This window comes from Leifsonia sp. EB34 (assembly GCF_041260585.1).
Lineage (GTDB): Bacteria > Actinomycetota > Actinomycetes > Actinomycetales > Microbacteriaceae > Leifsonia.
The window spans coordinates 254,920-275,005 of the sequence record NZ_JBGCCV010000002.1 but is presented as its reverse complement, the minus strand read 5'-3'; the positions used below and the strand labels follow the sequence as shown (position 1 = coordinate 275,005).

The 20,086-nt window shown below is 71.9% G+C and carries 16 protein-coding genes; 6 read left to right on the top strand and 10 right to left on the bottom strand.

Annotation, left to right across the window (positions count from 1 at the left end):
- Positions 1-88: 88 nt before the first annotated feature.
- Complete coding sequence (gene glyA, locus ABIA36_RS10745; RefSeq protein ID WP_369962354.1) at positions 89-1,414, bottom strand: serine hydroxymethyltransferase; 1,326 nt, start codon at positions 1,412-1,414, stop codon at positions 89-91.
- 290 nt (positions 1,415-1,704) lie between these two features.
- On the opposite strand from glyA, the gene ABIA36_RS10740 reads away from it, so the two are divergent.
- Positions 1,705-3,216 (top strand): beta-N-acetylhexosaminidase, encoded by a 1,512-nt coding sequence (locus ABIA36_RS10740; protein WP_369962353.1) that lies wholly within the window; start codon positions 1,705-1,707, stop codon positions 3,214-3,216.
- A 102-nt stretch (positions 3,217-3,318) separates the two neighbouring features.
- Here the strand turns inward: ABIA36_RS10740 and ABIA36_RS10735 are convergent, their stop codons facing one another.
- Both ABIA36_RS10735 and ABIA36_RS10730 read right to left on the bottom strand, forming a co-directional pair.
- A complete protein-coding gene (locus ABIA36_RS10735) occupies positions 3,319-3,945 on the bottom strand; it encodes a hypothetical protein (RefSeq protein WP_369962352.1) in 627 nt (208 codons plus the stop codon).
- A 51-nt stretch (positions 3,946-3,996) separates the two neighbouring features.
- The gene (locus ABIA36_RS10730; RefSeq protein ID WP_369962351.1) at positions 3,997-5,835 is read right to left on the bottom strand and encodes a DUF4012 domain-containing protein; all 1,839 of its coding nucleotides are present in this window, start codon (positions 5,833-5,835) and stop codon (positions 3,997-3,999) included.
- A gap of 192 nt (positions 5,836-6,027) precedes the next feature.
- Here ABIA36_RS10730 and ABIA36_RS10725 point away from each other — a divergent pair, with 192 nt between their 5' ends.
- Entirely contained in the window at positions 6,028-8,445 is a 2,418-nt protein-coding gene (locus ABIA36_RS10725) for a LuxR C-terminal-related transcriptional regulator (RefSeq protein ID WP_369962350.1), read from the top strand.
- Positions 8,446-8,456: 11 nt separating this feature from the next.
- Here the strand turns inward: ABIA36_RS10725 and ABIA36_RS10720 are convergent, their stop codons facing one another.
- Complete coding sequence (locus tag ABIA36_RS10720; protein ID WP_369962349.1) at positions 8,457-9,701, bottom strand: hypothetical protein; 1,245 nt, start codon at positions 9,699-9,701, stop codon at positions 8,457-8,459.
- 99 nt (positions 9,702-9,800) lie between these two features.
- Between ABIA36_RS10720 and nagA (ABIA36_RS10715) the strand changes: the two genes are divergently transcribed.
- Genes nagA (ABIA36_RS10715) through nagA (ABIA36_RS10700) form a run of 4 tightly spaced genes read left to right on the top strand, consistent with a single transcriptional unit; the run spans position 9,801 to position 13,453 of the window.
- Positions 9,801-10,982, top strand: coding sequence for an N-acetylglucosamine-6-phosphate deacetylase (gene nagA, locus ABIA36_RS10715; RefSeq protein ID WP_369962348.1), 1,182 nt, complete (start codon positions 9,801-9,803; stop codon positions 10,980-10,982).
- 40 nt (positions 10,983-11,022) lie between these two features.
- Positions 11,023-11,892, top strand: coding sequence for a formyltetrahydrofolate deformylase (gene purU, locus ABIA36_RS10710; protein ID WP_369962347.1), 870 nt, complete (start codon positions 11,023-11,025; stop codon positions 11,890-11,892).
- A 53-nt stretch (positions 11,893-11,945) separates the two neighbouring features.
- A complete protein-coding gene (locus ABIA36_RS10705; protein WP_369962346.1) occupies positions 11,946-12,305 on the top strand; it encodes a YrdB family protein in 360 nt (119 codons plus the stop codon).
- Positions 12,302-13,453 (top strand): N-acetylglucosamine-6-phosphate deacetylase, encoded by a 1,152-nt coding sequence (gene nagA / locus ABIA36_RS10700; RefSeq protein WP_369962345.1) that lies wholly within the window; start codon positions 12,302-12,304, stop codon positions 13,451-13,453. The genes ABIA36_RS10705 and nagA (ABIA36_RS10700) overlap by 4 nt, the downstream gene beginning before the upstream one ends.
- A 19-nt stretch (positions 13,454-13,472) precedes the next feature.
- Here nagA (ABIA36_RS10700) and ABIA36_RS10695 read toward each other — a convergent pair whose 3' ends face one another.
- The 6 genes from ABIA36_RS10695 to ABIA36_RS10670 all read right to left on the bottom strand — a co-directional run bounded on the left by ABIA36_RS10695 (position 13,473) and on the right by ABIA36_RS10670 (position 20,010).
- Positions 13,473-14,258: a glucosamine-6-phosphate deaminase gene (locus ABIA36_RS10695; RefSeq protein WP_369962344.1), complete on the bottom strand. Its 786-nt coding sequence runs from the start codon at positions 14,256-14,258 to the stop codon at positions 13,473-13,475.
- A complete protein-coding gene (locus ABIA36_RS10690; RefSeq protein ID WP_369962343.1) occupies positions 14,251-15,153 on the bottom strand; it encodes an ROK family protein in 903 nt (300 codons plus the stop codon). The genes ABIA36_RS10695 and ABIA36_RS10690 overlap by 8 nt, the downstream gene beginning before the upstream one ends.
- Entirely contained in the window at positions 15,150-16,700 is a 1,551-nt protein-coding gene (gene nagZ / locus ABIA36_RS10685; RefSeq protein ID WP_369962342.1) for a beta-N-acetylhexosaminidase, read from the bottom strand. Before nagZ ends, ABIA36_RS10690 begins: the two co-directional genes overlap by 4 nt.
- Before the next feature lie 5 nt (positions 16,701-16,705).
- Positions 16,706-17,575 (bottom strand): carbohydrate ABC transporter permease, encoded by an 870-nt coding sequence (locus tag ABIA36_RS10680; protein ID WP_369962341.1) that lies wholly within the window; start codon positions 17,573-17,575, stop codon positions 16,706-16,708.
- Positions 17,572-18,528: a carbohydrate ABC transporter permease gene (locus tag ABIA36_RS10675; RefSeq protein WP_369962340.1), complete on the bottom strand. Its 957-nt coding sequence runs from the start codon at positions 18,526-18,528 to the stop codon at positions 17,572-17,574. Before ABIA36_RS10675 ends, ABIA36_RS10680 begins: the two co-directional genes overlap by 4 nt.
- 132 nt (positions 18,529-18,660) lie before the next feature.
- Positions 18,661-20,010 carry an extracellular solute-binding protein gene (locus ABIA36_RS10670; RefSeq protein ID WP_369962339.1) on the bottom strand — a complete coding sequence of 450 codons (1,350 nt, stop codon included), beginning with the start codon at positions 20,008-20,010 and terminating at the stop codon, positions 18,661-18,663.
- Positions 20,011-20,086 lie beyond the last annotated feature (76 nt).

The following is a 20,086-nucleotide window of genomic DNA, read 5'->3' as shown; positions in this document are numbered from 1 at the left end:
CGTTACGAACCGTCGAGTACGCGAAAAGTCCGCGTACTCGACGGTTTCTGGCTGATTATTCGCGTACTCGGCGGTTGCCTGCGAGGGGTTAGATCGAGGACGGGAGCTCGACGGGGAAGCCCTCCTGGCCGGAGGGGGTCAGGCCCGGGTAGAGCGGGAACGCGGCGGTGAGCGCGTCGACGCGGGCGCGGAGCGCCTTCGTGTCGGCGCCGGGACGCAGCGCGAGCGCGATGATGTCGGCCACCTCGGTGAACTCGGCGTCGCCGAAGCCGCGGGTCGCGAGCGCCGGCGTGCCGATCCGGAGGCCGGAGGTCACCATCGGCGGGCGCGGGTCGAACGGCACTGCGTTGCGGTTGACGGTGATGCCGACCTCGTGGAGGACGTCCTCCGCCTGCTGGCCGTCGAGCTCGGAGTGGCGCAGGTCGGCGAGCACGAGGTGCACGTCGGTGCCGCCGGTGAGCACGTCGACGCCGACGGCGCGCGAGTCGTCGGCGGTGAGGCGCTCGGCGAGGAGCTTGGCGCCGCGGATGGTGCGCTCCTGACGGTCCTTGAACTCCTCGGTCGCGGCGAGCTTGAACGCGGTCGCCTTCGCGGCGATCACGTGCATGAGCGGGCCGCCCTGCTGGCCGGGGAAGACGTTCGAGTTGAGCTTCTTGGCGAGCTCCATGTCGCGGCTGAGGATGAAGCCGGAGCGCGGGCCGCCGATGGTCTTGTGCACGGTCGAGCTGACCACGTCGGCGTAGGGCACCGGCGACGGGTGCAGCCCGGCGGCGACCAGGCCGGCGAAGTGCGCCATGTCCACCCAGAGCTTGGCGCCCACCTCGTCCGCGATCTCGCGGAACGCGGCGAAGTCGAGCTGGCGCGGGTAGGCCGACCAACCGGCGATGATGACCTGCGGCTTGTGCTCGATGGCCTTGTCGCGCACGACGTTCATGTCGACGCGGAAGGACTCGGGGTCGACGCCGTAGGCGACCGCGTTGTAGAGCTTGCCGGAGAAGTTGAGCTTCATGCCGTGGGTCAGGTGACCGCCGTGGGCGAGCTCCAGACCGAGGATGGTGTCGCCGGGGGTGGCGATCGCCGAGAGGACGGCCGCGTTCGCGGACGCGCCCGAGTGCGGCTGGACGTTGGCGTACTCGGCGCCGAACAGGCTCTTCGCGCGGTCGATCGCGAGCTGCTCGGCGATGTCGACGTACTCGCAGCCGCCGTAGTAGCGGCGGCCCGGGTAGCCTTCGGCGTACTTGTTCGTCAGCACGGAGCCGACGGCCTCGAGCACGGCGCGCGGGACGAAGTTCTCCGAGGCGATCATCTCGAGGTAGTCGCGCTGCCGGCCGAGCTCGAGCTGCAGCACCTCCGCGATCTCGGGATCGACCTCCGCCAGAGGGGCGGTGAAGGTGGAGGGAAGGGTGTCGGTCACAATCGGCTCCTTGAAAGCAGGGATGGACAATCGTCGTGCATCGACCCAGGCGCGCGGCCGAATCCATCCGTCCGTTCGAGGTAACCGTTGTCGCTCCCCGATGGTGACCATCTGAGCGCCAGTCGCGACGTGAGCAAGCATAGCAAAGGGGCGCCGAACCGGCCCGTGCTCATCTGCGGGAGGCCTTGCTGATTAGTTAGGACGCCTGCGATACTCGCACTTGGCCGTCCCGCGGGTGGGCAGCGTCGGCCGAATCCCGAGCATCCCCCAGACATCGTTGAGGAGCCCCCGTGGTCGTGCCTCGCCCCGCCCAGCTCGAGAGCACGGGCGACGCGCCCTTCACGCTCCTCCCGGGAGCCCGGATCATCGTCGCGGGCCCGGGCGCCGAGGCGGTCGGCCGGCTGCTGCGCTCCGAGCTCGCCGTGGATTGCCGGCGCGAGCTGGCCGTCGTCCACGAACCTCCCGCGTTCGGTGACATCGCCATCGTGATCGCGGACGACGAGGGGCCGGCCGGGCACCCGGCCGAGGGCTACACGCTGGAGGTCGCCGCCGAGGGCGTGCGGATCGGCGCCGCCACCGCCGCGGGCGCCTTCTGGGGCGTGCAGACGCTCCGCCAGCTCGTGCCGGCCGAGTGCGAAGGCGACCCGCTGACGGTCGAGGCGGTCCGGATCGGCGATCACCCGCGGTTCGCCTACCGGGGCGCCATGCTGGACGTCGCGCGGCACTTCTTCCCGGTCGCGGACGTCAAGCGGTTCATCGACGCGATCGTCCTGCTCAAGGTCAACCACCTCCACCTGCACCTCACCGACGACCAGGGCTGGCGCATCGAGATCGCCGGATGGCCGGAGCTGACGCGCGTCGGCGGGTCCACGGGCAGCGACGGCAGCGGAGGCGGCTTCTACACCGCGGACGACTACCGCGACCTGGTCGCCTACGCCGCGGAACGGCACGTGACGATCGTCCCGGAGATCGATATGCCGGGGCACACGAACGCTGCGCTCGCCTCCTACCCGGAGCTGAACCCGGACGGTATCGCGCCCGCGCTCTACACCGGGTCGGAGGTGGGCTTCAGCACCCTGCGCACCGGCGACCCGGTCACCGACGGCTTGGTGCGCGATGTGATCCACGAGGTCGCGGCCCTCACGCCCGGCCCGTACCTCCACATCGGCGGCGACGAGAGCCTCAGCACGCCGGAGGCGGACTTCCAGGCGTTCGTGCGCCGGGCGGCCGAGCTCGTCGCGGAGGCCGGCAAAGTCCCCGTCGGCTGGCACGAGATGGGCCGGGCAGCCGGGCTCCCCGAGGGGACGATCGGTCAGTACTGGTCGTTCCGCACGCCGCGCGACGACGCGGCCGAGGAGACGCTGGCGTTCGTCCGCGGCGGCGGAGCGGTGATCATGTCCCCGGCCGATGTGGCCTACCTCGACATCGTGTACGAGGAGGGCGACCCGGTCGGTCAGGACTGGGCCGACGGGCCGACGGACCTCCGCAGCGCCTACGAGTGGGACCCGGCGCGGATCGTGCCGGGACTGGGCGACGCGCACATCCTCGGCGTGGAGGCTCCCGTCTGGACGGAGACCATCGCGACGATCGAGGAGGTCGAGCGGATGGTGTTCCCCCGGCTCGCGGCCGTCGCCGAGATCGGCTGGTCCCCGGGGCCCCCGGACACGGCCGAGGTCGTCTCGACGCGCGACTTCGACGAGTTCGCGACCCGGGTCGGCCGGCTGGCCGAGCACTGGGACGCGTCGGGGACGTCGTATCGCCGGGTCGCCGAGGTTCCGTGGCCAGAGGACGCGACGCCCTGAGTCGCCAGAATGCTCGGCACAGAACGCGAAAGGAGCCGGTGACCCCGACGGGCCACCGGCTCCTCTCCTCCGGCGAGTGAGATTCTCACCGGGTCGCGATCATCACGCGGCAGCGGACTCCACGCTGCGACGGCGACGACGGACGACCAGCAGGACGACGCCCGCGCCGACCAGCAGCACGGCCGAGCCGGCGATGCCCGCGACCGCGATGTCCGAACCGGTCATCGCGAGGCCGCCGTTACCGCCCGCGTTACCGCCGCTGTTGCCCGCGCCCCCGCCGGCGCCGCCGTTGCCGTTGCCGTTGTCCGTCGGGGGAACGACCGGGTTCGCCACCGAGATGTCGAACGTGTCCCAAACCGTGCCGTCGGCGCGGAGGACCTCGAAGGTGTAGTTCGCGCCCGCCTGCGACGGGATGACGAAGGCGAACGAGTGCGAGCCGTCGGCCTGCGCCGTCGCGGTGAATGTGCCGACCGTCGGCGCGACCGGGGCAGTCCGGAAGGACGCGCGCGTCGCGGTGTGCCCGTTCACGCCGGTGAGCTGATGCGTCAGGGCCTCGCCCGCCAGGTAGGTGCTGGTCGGAGCGGTGTACGTGACCGTCTCGCCCGGGTCGACCGTGTACGTGTCGAGGACGCCGTGGAGCTCACCCGGCGGGTAGTCCGCGTGGGCTGCCGCCGCGGGGGCGAGCGCCAGCGCCAGGGCGACGAGGCCGCCGAACAGTTTCTTCTTCATGGGTTCTCCTTCGTAGGGGATGGGTGTCACTGGCCGACCGGAGCGGTTCGGTCAGCCACAGGTCCCGCGCTCGGCGTAGTGCTCGAACTCGGTGGCGGTGGGGGTCGCGACGACGCGGTCGACGGTCGGCGACCGGGTGGGCAGGGCGGTGAACTCGGCGACGACGACCGAGACGGCTCCCGGGGCGAGGTCGACCGAGACGACGGCCACCGGATGGCCGTCGATCATCCGCCAGAGGAGCGGGACCTCCGTGCCGTCGACCATCATCCGTTGCGGGCGGAGGCTGTCGGTCGCCGCGAACTGCACCATGGTGCGGATGTGCCCCGTTGGCAGATTCGGCACGCCGTACCCGATCACGACCCAGGGAAACGAAGCGATGTCCTGCGGCGCCGTGGAGACGAGGGTCGCGGTGGCCGTGACCGTCCGGCCACGCGTTCCCGCGCCCTTCGCCGGGCTCTTCTCCGCCGGGCCATTCGCCTTTGGGGCATGGCAGGTGGCCGTCATGGAGCCCTCGAGGTAGGCGTCCATCTTGCCCGCGGTCCCATCGGCCAGGAACACGCCGACCGGCGTCCCGTCGTCGGCGAGCTGGGCGAGCGGTCCGGCGAGCGGGCCGCCCGCGATCTCGCGCTGCAGCGCGCTGTCGGCGAACCAGATCGAGATCCTGCCCTGGTCCACTGCGGTGCCCAGTGCTTTCAGCACCGGGACGGTTCCGGTACCCGCGCCGAAGAGCTTGTCGAACATGACGCGGGTGAGTTCGCCGAAGAACACGTCCTGCGCGTCGCGGTCGGGGATCTCGAGGTAGACGTCCCTCAGCAGAACCGTCGATGCGTTCTCGCTGTTCAGCACGCGCCCGTCGACCGTGATCGGGCCGGTCGCCGCCAGCAGCAGGCCGATCGTCGCCGTGTCGATGGACACCACCCCGTCGAGCTCCTGCCCGAGCGCCGCGCGCCAGTGGGCGGCTGTGAGCTCGCCGCTGCGGACGAAGTCGGGCGTGAGGTTGACGTCCTGGACATACTCGCCGAGCTGGGGTCCGTACAGCCCCCGCTCCTGCGGGCTCACCTCGAGCCCCGCCCCTGCAGCGGGGTTGAGCTGGTCGGGGACGAGCTGCTCTCCCAGCTCGATGCGCCCGCCGTCGGCGGTGAGCTCCGAGAGGGCTCCCGCGATGCCGCCCGTGGTCCGCAGTTCGGCATTGTTATTGAACAGCAGCGCATAGTTCTTCGCGCCGCTCGCGCCGATCGCGTCCGGGAGCACGCGTGCAGCGACCGCGAGAGAGGAGACGGTCTTGTGGAGGCTGTCGACCAGGTCCTCCGCCTGCCGGACACCGGAGGCGAGGGGCGGCACGAGCGGGCCCGCTGAGGCCTCGCGCAGCGTCGTGCGCCCGCGTTCGAGCGCGCGTTCCGCCGAGCGGAGGCCTGCTGCGGTCGCCGCGACGGCCTTCGTGTCGACCGTGCGATCGGCGAGCGACACTGCGGTGTCCAACCGGGCGAGGTCGGCGACGACGGGCGTCAGTCCCCCGTCGACGGTCTCGTGGAGCGCCTCGACGGTGAGCCGGTAGGAGCGGAGGTTGGCCCCGGCGAACGGGAGGTACTCGGACGCTCGCCAGACGATGTCGCCCGTGAGTCCCGTGGCGTCGTCCAGGCGCTCGCCCACCGCGCGCAGCCGGTCGGCGCGGGAGGCGGCCGACACCGGGTCCGCCGCGACGGCGGCCACGGTCGCGCTCGCCTCCGCGCGCGCGGCCGAGACGTGGCCGTAGGAGAGGGCCGCCCTCACCCCCACCCAGGCGGCGCAGGCCACGAGGACGACGGCGACGGCGCAGAGCGAAAGGAGCACGACACGCGTGACGCGTGCGCGCTCGGCCGCTCTTGCACGGCGGCGCGATCGACCGCTCATAGACCCTGACTCCCTTTCGACATCGGGACCCATGCTGTCGTCGGTCGCGGGGCAAGCCATTGCCGATCCGCGGATTTACGTGCGGATGGGTCGATGTTCCGTGCAGTTTGAGAGACCTTACGTGGAGCGCCTTACATCTTGCGTATTACCGTAGAGCGCACTAGTCCACTCCCTGTCCCTTGGAGCCCGCCGATGATCGATCCCCGCGCCGCGGGCTCCGCTCCGCTCGGCGGCAGGGACCGAACGCTGACGCTCGTCCGCGACCTCCTGTTCTCCAGCGACGCCGACGTCGACCTCGTCGGTCCGCGCCTGAGCGGGCGTTCGACCCTGGTCGCCGAGGTGGCGGCAACCGCGGCCGACGCGCGCCGAACCGTCCTGCGGGTGAACGGGGTCCGGTCGCTGCGCGAGAGCCCGCTCGCCGCCCTTCACGCGGCGGGGATCGGCGTCCTGCCACCGCCCGAGCGCCGCACGGCGTCGGCTCTGCAGCAGGCGATCGACGCGCTCACCGCCGCCATCGTGTCCGGCCCGTCCGCGCTCCTGGTGGACGACGCCGACCTCCTCGACGAGGCGTCGACCGGGGCGATCGACGCCGCCTGCCGTGCGACGCGCACGCCGCTGCTGCGCACCCGCGCGCGCCTGGACGAAGGACCGTCGAAGGCGTACGTGGTGGAGCTCGAGCCGCTCGGCTACGAGGAGCTGCGGTCGGTCGTGGCCGACCGCCTCGGCGCCCCGATCGACGCGGGCGCGATGAGCCGCGTGTACGCGCTCTGCGGCGGCAATGTCGGTCTCGCGCTCGCCGTCGCAGAGCTCGCCGCGCTGGAGGGCCGGCTGGTCCGGGCCTCGGGCGCGTGGTGTGCGGCAGGCGAGCTGTGGAGCAGATCCCTCCGCGGCGCCCTCGAGGCGCAGCTCTCCGGGCTCGGGCCGGCCGAGCGCGTCGCGCTCGAGAGGATCGCCGCGACAGGCGCCTGCGATGTGGGATCGGTGCGCGGGCTGGTCGACCCCGCAGCCTTGGACGGGCTCGCCACAGCGGGCGTCGTTCGGATCGTGCCGCACGGCGGTCGCAGGCTCATCGTCCTCGATCCCCCGGTCCTCGCCGATCATCTCCGCGACAGTGCCCGGCTCGACGGCCCGCCGACCGACGCCGCCTTCGTGCAACTCGTGCACACGGCGGCCGACTCCCGCTGTGAGGAGGCGCGGCGGGCGTGGCGCGACGCACCCTCGCCGGGGTCGGCTCTCGCTCTCGCGCGCGCCCTGATGGCCGACACCGGGATGGCGCCGGGCTCGGCCGCGGAACTCGACCGCTTGCTGGCCGCCGCGGCCGGTCTGCCCGGGCCCCCGCTCGAAGTGGCGGAGCTCGCCGTGCTCCGCGCCCGCCGGTCGTTGGCCCGAGGTGACGGGCTCGCCAGGGCGGTCGCGGCGCTGAGGGCGGAGACCGCCGGCCTGGGCCCGCTCGCCCGGCTCGCGGACGCCGCCGCGGTGCTGCTCGCCGTCGAGGTCGGAGCCGACCCCGCCGTCCCCGACGAGCGCCTGCGCGACGACCGCGACCTCCCGCCTCCCGTGCGGTCACGACTGCTGGAGGCCGCCCGGGCCGTCGCCCTCCGCCGCGGGCGGTTCGAGGACGCCGCGCGCCTCCTGGACGAGCTCGCTGCCGTGCCCGGCGCGCCGGCGGCCGCCCACGAGTCGGCGGCGCACGCCTATGCGCTCCTCGGCTCCGGGCGGCACGCCGCCGCGGTCGCCTGGGCCGAACGCGGCGCAGCGGCGGCGCGCGACCGGCTCGACGCCGGAGCGCTCCGCGCCCACAGCGTCGCGCTCGGACTCTGCCACCTCCTCGCCGACCGCCCGGAGCACGCGGCCGAAACGCTCTCGACGGCGTCGGCGCTCGGCACGCCTCCCGTGCCCGGCGCCGCCGTGCAGGTCGCACTCCAGGTCCTTACCGCCGTCATCGCGGTGCGCCGGGGGGACACGGCGCTCGCCGAGCGCATCCGCGACGAACTCGCCGCCGGGCTGCCGGCCTCCTCGGACAGGCACCCGCCGTCGGCGGTCGGCACGGGCGTGCGCTGGATCGACGGTCAGCTCGCGGCGGGCAGGGGGCGGCCGGACGAGGCCGCCGGACTGCTCCGCCGCCTCTCCTCGACGCTGGCGGAGCACGGCGAGCTGCCGACGGCCGCCCTCGCTCTGCTGACGTCGCTCGAGCACGCGGTCGACGACGCCGGGCTGGAGGAGGCGCGCGCCCTCCTCGAACCTCAGCAGTCCGAGCTCCACGACGCGCACCTCGCCTTCCTGGCGGCGCGCGCCGAATCCGGGGACGTGGACAGGGGCGCCCTCGCGGAACGGCTCATCGCGACGGGGAGGGCGGGTCCGGCCGCCGCGCTTCGGCACCCGGCGGGCGACGGGACCGGCGGCGGGTTCTTCTCGACGCCGATCGCGCTGACGGATCGCGAGCGCGAGATCACGCGGCTGGTGGCCGCGGGCCTGAGCAACCCGGAGATCGCCTCCCGGCTCGTCCTCAGCGTCCGCACCGTCGAGAGCCACGTCAGCAGGGTGATGCGCAAGACCTCGGCGGCCAACCGCGGCGAGCTCGTGGCCCGTGCGCTCCGCCTCGCCCCGTGAGCGCGGTCAGGTCACGGATAGCCCAGGAACCACAACAGCACGAGCGCCACGGGTTGCAGCGCGATCCCGACCGCCAGCGTGACGGTGCGCGCGCGCCGGTTGCGGGTCAGCCCGGGCGCCCCGGCGAGGGGAGCCAGCGGCATGAGCAGCCGGAAGAGGCTCTGCTGCGGGAGGAAGACGGCGAAGAGGTAGAGCGCGTAGCTGGCCGCATAGGCCACCACCTCCGTGCCGAGAGCGCGGATGCCCGGACGGTTCAGCAGCCACACGTAGCCGGCGATCGCGGCCAGGACGAGGAGGGCGCCCGCGACACTCGCGTACCGCCAGGTGAAGAGGAACCACGGGGTCAGCGGGACGAACGCGACCCGGCCGATGAAGCCCGTCCACCAGGACAGTTCCGTCTCCACGTAGGCCCCCGGCGTCCCGGTGACGGTCGCCGCGATCAGCGGCCAGGCGAGCCCGGCCACGGCGGTCGCCGCACCGGCGACGACCATCGCGACGCGTTCCCGGGCGCCGAAGGGCTCGGTTCCGCGGCGCGCCCTCCACGCGCGGATCAGGAACACGATCCCGAGGGTGAGCGGAAGGGCGAGCTCCCCCGGCCGGGTGAACGCGGCCGCGACTCCGAACGGGATGACCAGCCAGTACCGCCGCGTCATGGTGGCCAGCAGCGCCGCGAACAGCAGCAGGAAGAACAGGCTCTCGGCGTACGCGATCTGCAGCACGAACGAGAGCGGGCCGAAGCAGAAGAAGACGGCCGCCCAGAGCCCGCTGACCGGGCCGACGCGCGATGCCACGAGCCGGAACAGCACCAGGGCGGCGCCCGCCCCGAAGAGCACCGCGATCAGCACCCCCGCCGCCGGGAAGCCGAGGCCGGTCGCCGCCATGAGCGCGCGCACGATCAGCGGGTACAGCGGCAGGAACGCCCACTCGTTCTGCTGCACGTCGCCGTCGGCGTCGACGGGCAGCGTCGCCGGGTAGCCGTGCTCGACGATGCGGCGGTAATAGGAGGCGTCCCACGTGCCGGCGAAGCCGAGGAAGGTCGGGTGCGCCTGCGGGCTGCCGCCCTCCCAGTGCAGCGCGCTCGTCACCAGGTAGAGCACGAGCAGGAGGAGCGTGGTCAGCACGCGGGAGGCGGCGTACACGCCGAGCACGCCGGCCCACCAGGGCATCTCCCAGCGGAAGAGCCGCACACGGGCGGACTCGGTCACGGGCCCGGCGGGATCCGCCGGGTGCAGCGAACTCGTGATACCGGCCGTCATCGTCTTCGATGCTACCCCGCCCCGATGCAGTGGTGCATCGGGTGCATCCGCCGCGTCATCGTCGGGTGAGCCGGGCTGCTTTCGCGTAGGTTTGTGAGGATGTCCGCGCACGTTATCCACTCCGCCCGCCTCGTCGGCGAGGGCCGCACCACCCACAACGCCTGGGTGCTGTTCGACGGCGAGGTCGTCGCCGCGACGGGCGTCGGAGACGACTGGCGCGCGACGGTCGCCGGCGACCCGTCCGCCGTCGTCACGGACGCCGACGGTGGCTGGCTGACGCCGGGCTTCATCGACCTCCACGGCCACGGCGGCGGCGGGGCGGCGTTCGACGACGGCGCGGACGCGATCCGTACGGCGATGGCGCTGCACCAGCGGCACGGCACGACGCGCTTCGTGGTCTCGCTGGTGACCGCGACGGTGCCCCAGCTCGCCGAGCGGGTGCGCGGGGTGGCGGCGCTGGCGGCGCACGACCCGCGCGTGCTCGGCTCGCACCTGGAGGGGCCGTTCCTCGACGTCGCCCACAAGGGTGCGCACGACCCGGCCCTGCTGCGGTCGGCGACACCCGCCGACATCGAGCTGCTGCTGGAGGCCGCGGGCGGCACCCTGCGCCAGATCACCCTCGCGCCCGAACTGCCCGGCGGCCTGGCCGCGTTGCGCGCCTTCGCCGCCGCCGGCGTCGCGGTCGCGGTCGGCCACACCGGAGCGGACTACGACCAGACCCGCGCCGCATTCGACGCGGGGGCCACGATCCTGACGCATGCCTTCAACGGCATGGACGGCATCCACCACCGCGCACCCGGCCCCGTGGCGGCCGCGACGCGCACGGCGGGGGTCACGGTCGAGGTCATCAACGACGGCATCCACGTGCACCCCGAGGTGGTCCGGATGGCGTTCGCCTCCGCCCCCGGGCGGGTCGCGCTGATCACCGATGCCATGGCGGCGGCGGGCGAGTCCGACGGCGACTATCTGCTCGGCTCCCTCCGCGTCCAGGTGCGCGATGGCGTCGCCCGCCTGGCCGAGGGCGGCGCGATCGCGGGCTCCACGCTGACCCAGGACGCCGCGCTGCGTCGCGCGGTGCAAGATGTCGGCGTGACGGTAGAGGAGGCCGTCCGCGCGCTCACCGAGACACCGGCCGCGGCGATCGGCCGCGGCAGCGACCTGGGCCGGCTCGCGCCGGGATACGCGGCCGACGCGGTGCTGCTCGACGACGACTTCCGGGTGCTGCAGGTGTGGACGGCGGGGGTGCCGGTCGCGCGGTGGGTGCCGTCGCGCGGTGAGTAACGCGGAATCGCCGCACCGGCGCGCCCGCTACCCTGGACGGATGGACTCCGCTCCCGCGACCTCCGCCAACCACTGGGTGCTGACCTTCAGCTGCGCCGACCGTCCCGGGATCGTCCACGCCGTCTCCGGCGCCATCGTCGCCGCGCGCGGGAACATCACCGAGAGCCAGCAGTTCGCGAGCACCGACACCGGGCGCTTCTTCATGCGCCTGCAGGTGGAGTCCGCCGCCGACCGCGCCGAGTTCGAGCGCGCGCTCGCGCCCGTGGTCGAACGGTTCGGGATGACGCACCGCGTCGACAACGTCGGCCGGCCGCTGCGGACGCTCGTGCTGGTCTCCACCGCCGCGCACTGCCTCAACGACCTGCTGTTCCGCCAGCGCGCCGGGCAGCTCCCGGTCGAGATCCCGCTCGTGCTGTCCAACCACGCCGCGCTCGGCGACCTCGCCGGCTTCTACGGCGTCCCGTTCGAGTCGCGTCCGGTCACGGACACCGAGTCGAAGGCCGCGTTCGAGGCCCGCGTGCTGGAGGCCGTCGAGGAGCACGATATCGAGCTGGTCGTGCTCGCGCGCTACATGCAGATCCTCTCCCCCGAGCTGTGCGAGAAGCTCGCCGGCCGGGCGATCAACATCCACCACTCCTTCCTGCCCGGATTCAAGGGCGCCAACCCGTACCGTCAGGCCCACGCCCGCGGCGTCAAGCTGATCGGCGCGACGGCGCACTTCGTCACCAGCGACCTGGACGAGGGCCCGATCATCGAGCAGAACGTCGTGCGCGTCGACCACACCCGCAGCGTCCCCGAGCTGGTCGCGATCGGCCAGGACGAGGAGTCGCGGACGCTGACGCAGGCGGTCAAGTGGTTCGCGGAGGACCGCGTGCTGCTCGACGGGGCCCGGACGATCATCTTCCGGTGAGCCGGGCCGGCAGGCGCTCAGCCACGACGGACCCGGATCGGTAGAATGGCGCGGTGACCACGCACGACCAGCAGACCCCGATCAAGGTCGGACCCAACGACATCCTCCGCTTCGTGCTGGAGCTGTTCGCCGTCGTCTCGCTGGGCATCTGGGGTTTCGCCGTGTGGCCGCTGCCGTGGAACATCGTCGTCGGCATCGGCGCCCCGGTGCTCGCGATCCTGCTGTGGGCGCTGTTCCGCTCCCCCAAGGCCGTGCTGCACGTCGACGCGTTCGTGAAGGCGATCGTGGAGCTCGTCGTGATGGGGTCCGCCGCCTTCGCCTGGTGGAGTCTGGGGCAGCCGATCGTCGCGCTGGTGTTCGCGGTCGTGGCGACCGTGAGCGGCGTGATCAACGGGCGGCGCGAGTTCGCATGACCGGCGTCGTCATCCATGACGCCCGCAAAGTGGATGCGAGCGGACGGGTCGACGAGTTCTGGCTGGTCGCCGACGGCGGCGTGATCGTCGCGACCGGCTCCGGCACGGGCTGGCACGAGGCGGCCCGCACCCCGGGCCGCGAGGTGGTCGACGCCGGCGGGCACTGGCTGACACCCGGCTTCATCGACCTGCACTGTCACGGCGGCGGCGGCCACCCGTACGACGACGGTCCGGAGGAGATGCTCGCGGCCCTCGCGACCCACCGCGCCCACGGGACCACGCGCGCGCTCGTCTCGCACGTCGCGAACCCGCTGGCGTCCCTGCGCGAGAGTCTGGGCGTGGTGGCGGAGCTGACGAAGGTCGAGCCGATGGTGCTCGGCTCGCACCTGGAGGGGCCGTTCCTGGCCCGCGAGCGGCGCGGCGCGCACGATGACGCCTTCCTCCGCGATCCGGGGCCCGAGATGGTGGAGGAGCTGATCGGCGCCGCCCGTGGAACCCTGCGCACCGCGACCATCGCACCCGAGCTGCCGAACGCGCTGGAGGCCATCGGCGTGCTCATCGAGGCCGGCGTCGTCGTCGGCATCGGGCACACCGCGGCCGACTACGAGCAGGCGAAGCTGGCCTTCGAGGTCGGGGCGCGTCTCCTGGTGCACGCGTTCAACGCGATGAACGGCATCCACCACCGCGCCCCCGGCCCCGTCATGGCGGCGATCGAGAACCCGGAGGTGACGCTCGAGCTCATCCTCGACGGCCTCCACGTGCACCCCTCGGTGGCGGGCCTGCTGTTCCGGGAGGCGCCGGGACGGGTCGCCCTGGTCACCGACGCCATGGCCGCCGCTGGCGCAACGGACGGCGACTACCGGCTGGGCGGCCTGAACGTCAGCGTCCGCGACGGGCTCGCTGTGCTCTCCGGAACCAGCACGATCGCCGGCTCGACCCTCACCCAGGACGCCGCCCTCCGCAACGCGATCACCCGGGTTGGGCTGGACCCGGTCACCGCGGTGACCGCGCTCACGGCGACCCCGGCGAAGGCGCTGGGCGAATCCCACCGCCTCGGCCGCCTGCGCGCCGGCTTCGCGGCGGATGCGGTGCTGCTCGACCACGACTGGCACGTCCGCCACGTCCTGGCCGACGGCCGCCTCCTGTAGCTCGGCGCCCCGCGCGCCGCTACAGCTTCTGCCAGGCGGGCTTGTGGTTATAGGCGTAGCGGTAGTAGTCGATGTTGCGCAGCTTGGAGGCCGCGGCCTCGTCGACGAGCACGGTCACGTGCGGGTGCAGTTGGATGGCCGAGCCCGGGTTGGAGGCCGACACCGGCCCCTCCACCGCGCCGGCCAGAGCCTCCGCCTTGCCCTCCCCGAACGCCAGCAGCATCAGGTGCCGCGCCCGCAGGATGGTCGACAGCCCCTGGGTGATGCAGTGCATGGGCACGTCGTCCTCGCTGGCGAAGAAGCGCGCGTTGTCCTTCCGGGTCTGCTCGGTCAGCGTCTTCACCCGCGTGACCGACGCGAACGACGAGCCGGGCTCGTTGAAGCCGATGTGACCGTCCGTCCCGATGCCGAGCAACTGCACGTCCACTCCACCGGACTCCGCGATCGCCTTCTCGTAGTCCGCCCCGGCGTGCTCGATCGTCGCGAGGGCACCGTTGGGCACGTGGATGAGCGACGGGGTGAGGCCGAGGGGTTCCACGACCTCCCGGGTGATCACCGCGCGGTACGACTCCGGGTGTCCGGCCGGGAGGCCGACGTACTCGTCCAGCGCGTATCCGCGCACGTGGGACACATCGGTGCCGGACGCGGCGATCCGCCGGGCCAGCGCCCGGTACACCGGCAGCGGAGTTGACCCGGTCGCGAGCCCCAGCACCGCGTCGGGCTTGGCTGCGATCAGCGCCTGGATGGACTCCGCCGCGAGCTCGCCCGCCGCGTCCTTGTCCGCCACCACCACGACTTCAGCCATCTGTTCCTCCAACGAGCGCCGCACCGAGGGCGGCAACGGGGGTTCCTTCGGGGACGAGGCGCACCCGCCGGGACAGCGCGAGCGACGCCAGGAACGGGGATTTCTCCGCCCAGCCGTCGAGCACCTCGTGGACGTCGCAGAGCAGCCGGTCCCCGAGGTGGCTGAGGCCGCCGCCGATCACCACGGTGTCGACGTCGACGGTCAGCACGAGGATCCGAACCGCTGCGGCGATGCCCTCCGCCAGCCTAGCTTTGATCGCGCGGGCCTCGAGGTCGCCGTCCGCCGCCGCCGCGAAGAGCGAGCGCGCCGGGAACGGGTCGTCGGTGCGCCACTGCCGGGCGATGCCGGAGCCGCTCGCGACCGTCTCCAGGCAGCCGCGCTGACCGCAGCCGCAGGGCGCGCCGGCGGGGTCGACCGGAATGTGCCCGATCTCGCCCGCGACGCCGCTGGCCCCGCGCCAGAGCCGGCCGTCCACGACGATCCCGGCGGCCATTCCGGTGCCGAGGTTCAGGTACGCCATCGTGCCGCCGAGGCCGAGGACGTGGAACGCGCCGAGCGCCGCGGCCTTCACGTCGTTCTCGATCCGCACCCCGACGCCCAGCCGGCCGGCCAGCTCGCCGCCGAGCGCGAGGCGCTCCACACCGAGGTTGACCGCGTGCGCGACGTGTCCGGAGGCGCTGTCCACCATCCCGGGGATACCGATGCCGATGGACGTGAATCCAGCGGCCGCCAGCCCGGTCAACTCTCCGATCCTGGCGACCGCGGCGACGGCGGTCTCCACGACCGCCGCGTGGCCGAAGCCCGTCACCAGCCGGATCCGCTGCGCGAGACCGCCCGCGTCGTCGACGGCGACGGCGTCGGTCTTGGTTCCTCCGATGTCGATGCCGAGCCTCACGAGGTGCGCTCCCCGTCGAGCAGCTCGATCAGCCCGTCGAGCAGCTCGATCAGCGCGCGCCCGACGAGCCGGGAGGCGCCGAACGTCGCGATGTCCGCATACCGGCGGTCGTCGCTCGGCCAGCCCATGTCCACCACGAGCACGCTGTCCCGCTCGGCGCGCAGCCGGTCGATCGCCGCTCGGGCGAAGGCGTGCCGGTGGTTGTCCTTGCCGACCACGAGCACCGGCGACTGCGCGGCGAGCGCGAGGTCGGGCCGGTCGCCCTCGGTGAGCACGAGCAGCGGGTTGGCCGCGAACGCCGACGCGGCGCCGTCCGCTCCGGCGGCGACCTCCGCGAACGGGCCCCACGGAGCCTCGCCGATCGCGATGTTCGCGACGGTGTCGACGCGCACGACCGAGTACCGGCCGTGCTGCGCCCGCAGCCAGGCGGCCGCGTGCTCGGAGATGTCGAACGCCTCCAGCGCGCGACGCACGTCCGCGGGATCGACGGCCCCGGCGCCGCCCGGCGCGGCGACCGCGTGTGCGGCGCCGTCCGCCCGGACGGCTTCGGCCAGCGCGAGCACGCGTCCGGCCGCCTCCGCGATCCGGGTCCCGGCCACACGCCCGTCCGCCACTGCCGTGACGATCGTGTCCTCGATCTCCGCGAGCTGCGCGTCGGTGTTCTCGGTGCCGATGCAGAGCAGGTCGCAGCCCGCCGCCAGCGCCAGCACAGCGGCCTCCGGGATGCCGCGCTCCCCGCTCGCGCCGTGCATGTCGAGTGCGTCGGTGACGACGACGCCGCCGAAGCCCAGCTCGCCGCGGAGCAGACCCTCCACGATGGTGCGGCTGAAGGTCGCCGGCAGGTCCGGATCGATGCGCGGCAGCAGGATGTGGGAGGTCATCACCGTGCGGGCGCCCGCGTCGATGACGGCGCGGAACGGCTGCAGCTCGCGTTCGCGCAGCTCCTCCGGCGTCAGGTCGACGACCGGGAGCTCCAGGTGCGAGTCGGCCGCCGTGTCGCCGTGCCCCGGGAAGTGCTTGGCACACGCCGCGACGCCGGCGGACTGGAGGCCGCGCGTCCACGCGGCGCCCTGCTCGGCCACCACAGCGGGCAGCGAGCCGAAGCTGCGCACCCCGATGACCGGGTTGTCCGCGTTGGAGTTGATGTCGACGTCCGGAGCGAAGTCGAGGTTCACCCCGGCCGCGCGCAGCTCCTCGCCGACCCGACGGGCGATGCCCTCGGTGTAGGCGACGTCGCCGAGGCGGCCGAGCACGGCGTTGCCGGGGTACGGCGATCCCGTCTCGTAGTAGAGCCGGGTGACGTCGCCGCCCTCCTCGTCGATCGCCACGATGGCGTCCGGGTTGGCGGCGTAGATCGCGTCCGTCAGCGCCCGGAGCTGGGCGACGGACTCCACGTTCTGACCGAACACGCACACCCCGCCGAGGCCGTTCCGCAGGCGCTCCTCCAGCCACGCCGGAAGCGTGGTCCCCACGAAGCCGGGGAGGAGGGTCGCCGCGATGCTGCGACGGAGGTCGGTGTCGGTCGGGCTGGCCTGGGTGACCGACATCCCGCTCACCCCTTGACCGCCCCGCTGACCAGCCCGCTGGTCATGCGTCCCTGGACGATGAGGAAGAAGACGATGACCGGCACCGCCACGAGCATGGAGGCCGCCATCACCTGTCCCCAGTCGGTCGCCCGCGAGGCGGACTGCTGGATGAAGCCGCGCAGCCACAGCGGGAGGGTCTGGCTGCTGTTGTCCTGCAGGATGACCAGCGCCACCGTGAACTCGTTCCAGGCCTGCAGGAAGGCGTAGACGCCCGAGGCCACGAGGCCCGGCGCCAGCAGCGGGAAGGTGATGCGCAGGAACGCCTGCGTGCGGCTCAGCCCGTCCACCATCGCCGCCTCCTCGAGGTCGGCGGGGATGCCGGCGACGAAGCCGCGCAGCATCCAGATCGTGAACGGCACGACGGCCGCGATGTAGATGATGCTGACGCCGATGACGGTGTTCAGGAGGCCGAGCGAGCCCATCAGCTTGTACTGCGCGATGAAGAGGCCCTCAGCGGGCAGCATCTGGATGAGCAGCACGGCGAGCACGAACGACGTGCGGCCCCGGAACTTGAATCGGCTGATGGCGAGCGCCGCGAGGAACGCGAAGGCCAGGCAGAACACCACCGTGACCAGCGCGATGACCACGCTCATCCCGAGCGCCGGGAAGAACGTCCCGCCGTTGATGACGGCCGTGAAGTTGTCGAGCGAGCCGCCGAACGGCAGCCAGGTCGGGGTGGTGCTCTGCAGCACGACGTTCGGCAGCAGCGAGGAGTTGAGCATCCAGTAGACCGGGAACACCCAGATCAGGCCGAGGACCACGGCGAGCGCGCCGAGGAGGATGCGACCGGGGCGGACCTTCTGCTTCAGCTTGCGGTCGCCGGCGACGGTGGTCATGACTGGTCCTCCTTGAGCAGGTGGCGGACGTAGAACCAGCTCAGGGCGATGGTCAGGATGAGGACGAACACCGAGACGGCGCTGGCCATCGCGAAGTCGCTCGACCCGACGCCGAGCTGGTAGATGTAGGTGCCGAGCAGGTTGGTCTCGCTGGCGATGGAGCCCTTGTCCTGCAGCAGCTTGATCTGGGTGAACACCCGCAGGTCCCAGATGATCTGGAGGAGCAGCACGATCCCGAGCACCGGACGGATCATCGGGAGGATGATGTACCGCAGCCGCTGGAAGCCTTTCGCGCCGTCCATCTGGGCGGCCTCCAGCACCTCGCCGGAGACCTGGGTCAGCCCGGCGTAGACCGAGAAGGCCACGAACGGCACGCTCATCCAGGTGACGATGATGCCGGCGACGAAGAAGAACGACAGCGGGTTCTGCAGCCAGTTGTGGTTCTGGAAGTCCAGGCCCCAGGAGGTCAGGACGTTGTTGATCACGCCGCGGCGCCAGTCGAACAGCCAGTTCCACACGGTCATGGCGGCGACCACGGGCATCGCCCAGGCGAGCAGGAGGGTGATCTGCAGGAAGATCCGCGGGAAGCGCGAGATGCCCGACATCAGCAGGGCGAGTCCGACTCCGATCACGACGGTGACGCCCGCGGTGACGAGGCAGAAGACCAGGGAGCGCCCGACCACGGTCCACATGTAGGGGTCGGAGAACAGCGTGACGTAGTTGCCGAACCAGACGAACGGCGCGGGCTGGCCGAACTGCTGGGCGAGCCCGAAGTGCTGCATCGAGGTGACGAGCTGCCAGACGATCGGGTAGCCGAGCGCCAGCAGCAGGATGAGGATGGCCGGCAGCAGCAGGGCGTAGGGCGTGAGTCGGCCTCGGCGCTTGCGCGGCGCGGACGGAGCGGTTGCGCTCGTGGTCGGCGGGGCGGTCACGGGTTCGCGGGTCGCGGTCACTGCGGTCCTCCTTCCGGGTGGTGTTGGGAAAAGTCTGTGCGTCGAGAAAATTCTGGGGGCAGGAGCGAGGGCGCGGAAGGGGTGGTGCTGCTTCCGCGCCCTCGCCTGCCGGTTGGTGCTAGGTGGAGCCGATCAGCCGTTCTTCACGTTGAGGAGGGCGTTGATCTTGGTGTCGTACTGCTGGGCGAGGCCCTTCAGGTCGGACGAGTCGCGGATCTTGGAGAAGAACTCCTCCATCACGTTGGCCGCCTCGACCGAAGCCCAGCCCGGCGCAGCCGGGGTCAGCTTGGAGTGGGAGGCCGACTCGATGAGCGCCTTCGCGAACTGGTCGTTGCCGAGCGAGGACATGTAGTCCGAGTTCGCCGGGCCCAGGCCGTTCTTGCCGAGCATCTCCTGGTACTGCTTGCTGAAGATGATCTTCAGCAGCGTCTTGGACAGGCCCGGGTTCTTGGACTTGGCCGAGATGCCGATGTTGGAGCCGCCGGCGAAGACCGGGGCCGGCTTGCCGTCGTTGCCCGGCAGCACGAAGGTGCCGAAGGTGTTGTCGTTCCAGGTGCGGACGGCCTTGCCGTTCTGCGTGGACAGGTCGCCGATCGACCAGTGCGCCCAGCCCGGAGCCATGATGGTGGCGGCGGCCAGCGAGGTGCTACCGGTCTTGTTGCCGTTGGCGTCCACCGTCTGGTCGGTGTCGTTCAGGTAGATGTACTGGTTCGAGTCCTTGGCGTCGTTCGGGGCCTTGGACGCGTTCTTGTAGATGTCCTGAAGCTGCTGGAGGCCCTTCAGCGCACCGGGCTGGTCCAGCGTGGCGACCCACTTGGAGCCTTCCTTCTTGGCGATGTCACCGCCGTTGGCGAAGATCCAGGAGATGCCGTCGCGCCAGTCCTGGCCGCCGAGGAAGAATCCGGAGAAGTTCGGGATCCCCTTCGGGTTCTTGGCCGTGATGTCGGCGACGGTGCTGTTGAACTGGTCGAGCGTGGTCGGCACCTGGGCGCCGGCCGCGCTGTAGACGTCCTTGCGGTAGAACATGTAGCGCGAGCCGAAGTAGTACGGCAGCGTGTAGTTCTTGCCGTCGACCTTGCCCGCGTCGACGAAGGACTGCAGCAGCTTGCTTCCGCCGAGCTCCTGGTACATGTCGGAGACGTCGAGGAACGCGCCGACGTTGGTGAAGGTCGGGGACTGGGTGTTGCCCATCTCCGTCACGTCCGGCGTGTTGTTCGCGTCGGGCAGCGACGTGGTGAGCTTGGTGACGATGTCTCCCCAGTCCTGCTGCTCGATCTTGAGCGTGGCTCCGGTCTCCTTGTTGAACTCGGTCTTCAGGTAGTTGCGCAGCGCGTCCGGGGTGTCGGAGCCGACGAGCCACAGGGTGACCGTCTTGCCCTTCCCATCGGTGCTCGGAGCCTGGGCTCCGCCAGAGGCGCATCCGGCGAGCACGAGAGCGGAAGCCGTAGCCACAGCGGCGAGGCCGACGAGCTTTCTCTTCATTGCTGTTCCCTTCATTCGTTCGGGCTTTCTTGGGTAGTCAGTGTCTGCGGTCGCAGCGCACTGTCGGTGCAGGGGT

Coding starts and splice junctions, on each gene's coding strand:
- ABIA36_RS10735 (WP_369962352.1), bottom strand. CDS start 3,945: ATGAAGAAGAAACTGTTCGGCGGCCTCGTCGCCCTGGCGCTGGCGCTC.
- ABIA36_RS10730 (WP_369962351.1), bottom strand. CDS start 5,835: ATGAGCGGTCGATCGCGCCGCCGTGCAAGAGCGGCCGAGCGCGCACGC.
- ABIA36_RS10725 (WP_369962350.1), top strand. CDS start 6,028: ATGATCGATCCCCGCGCCGCGGGCTCCGCTCCGCTCGGCGGCAGGGAC.
- ABIA36_RS10720 (WP_369962349.1), bottom strand. CDS start 9,701: ATGACGGCCGGTATCACGAGTTCGCTGCACCCGGCGGATCCCGCCGGG.
- nagA (WP_369962348.1), top strand. CDS start 9,801: ATGTCCGCGCACGTTATCCACTCCGCCCGCCTCGTCGGCGAGGGCCGC.
- purU (WP_369962347.1), top strand. CDS start 11,023: ATGGACTCCGCTCCCGCGACCTCCGCCAACCACTGGGTGCTGACCTTC.
- nagA (WP_369962345.1), top strand. CDS start 12,302: ATGACCGGCGTCGTCATCCATGACGCCCGCAAAGTGGATGCGAGCGGA.
- ABIA36_RS10695 (WP_369962344.1), bottom strand. CDS start 14,258: ATGGCTGAAGTCGTGGTGGTGGCGGACAAGGACGCGGCGGGCGAGCTC.
- nagZ (WP_369962342.1), bottom strand. CDS start 16,700: ATGTCGGTCACCCAGGCCAGCCCGACCGACACCGACCTCCGTCGCAGC.
- ABIA36_RS10680 (WP_369962341.1), bottom strand. CDS start 17,575: ATGACCACCGTCGCCGGCGACCGCAAGCTGAAGCAGAAGGTCCGCCCC.
- ABIA36_RS10670 (WP_369962339.1), bottom strand. CDS start 20,010: ATGAAGAGAAAGCTCGTCGGCCTCGCCGCTGTGGCTACGGCTTCCGCT.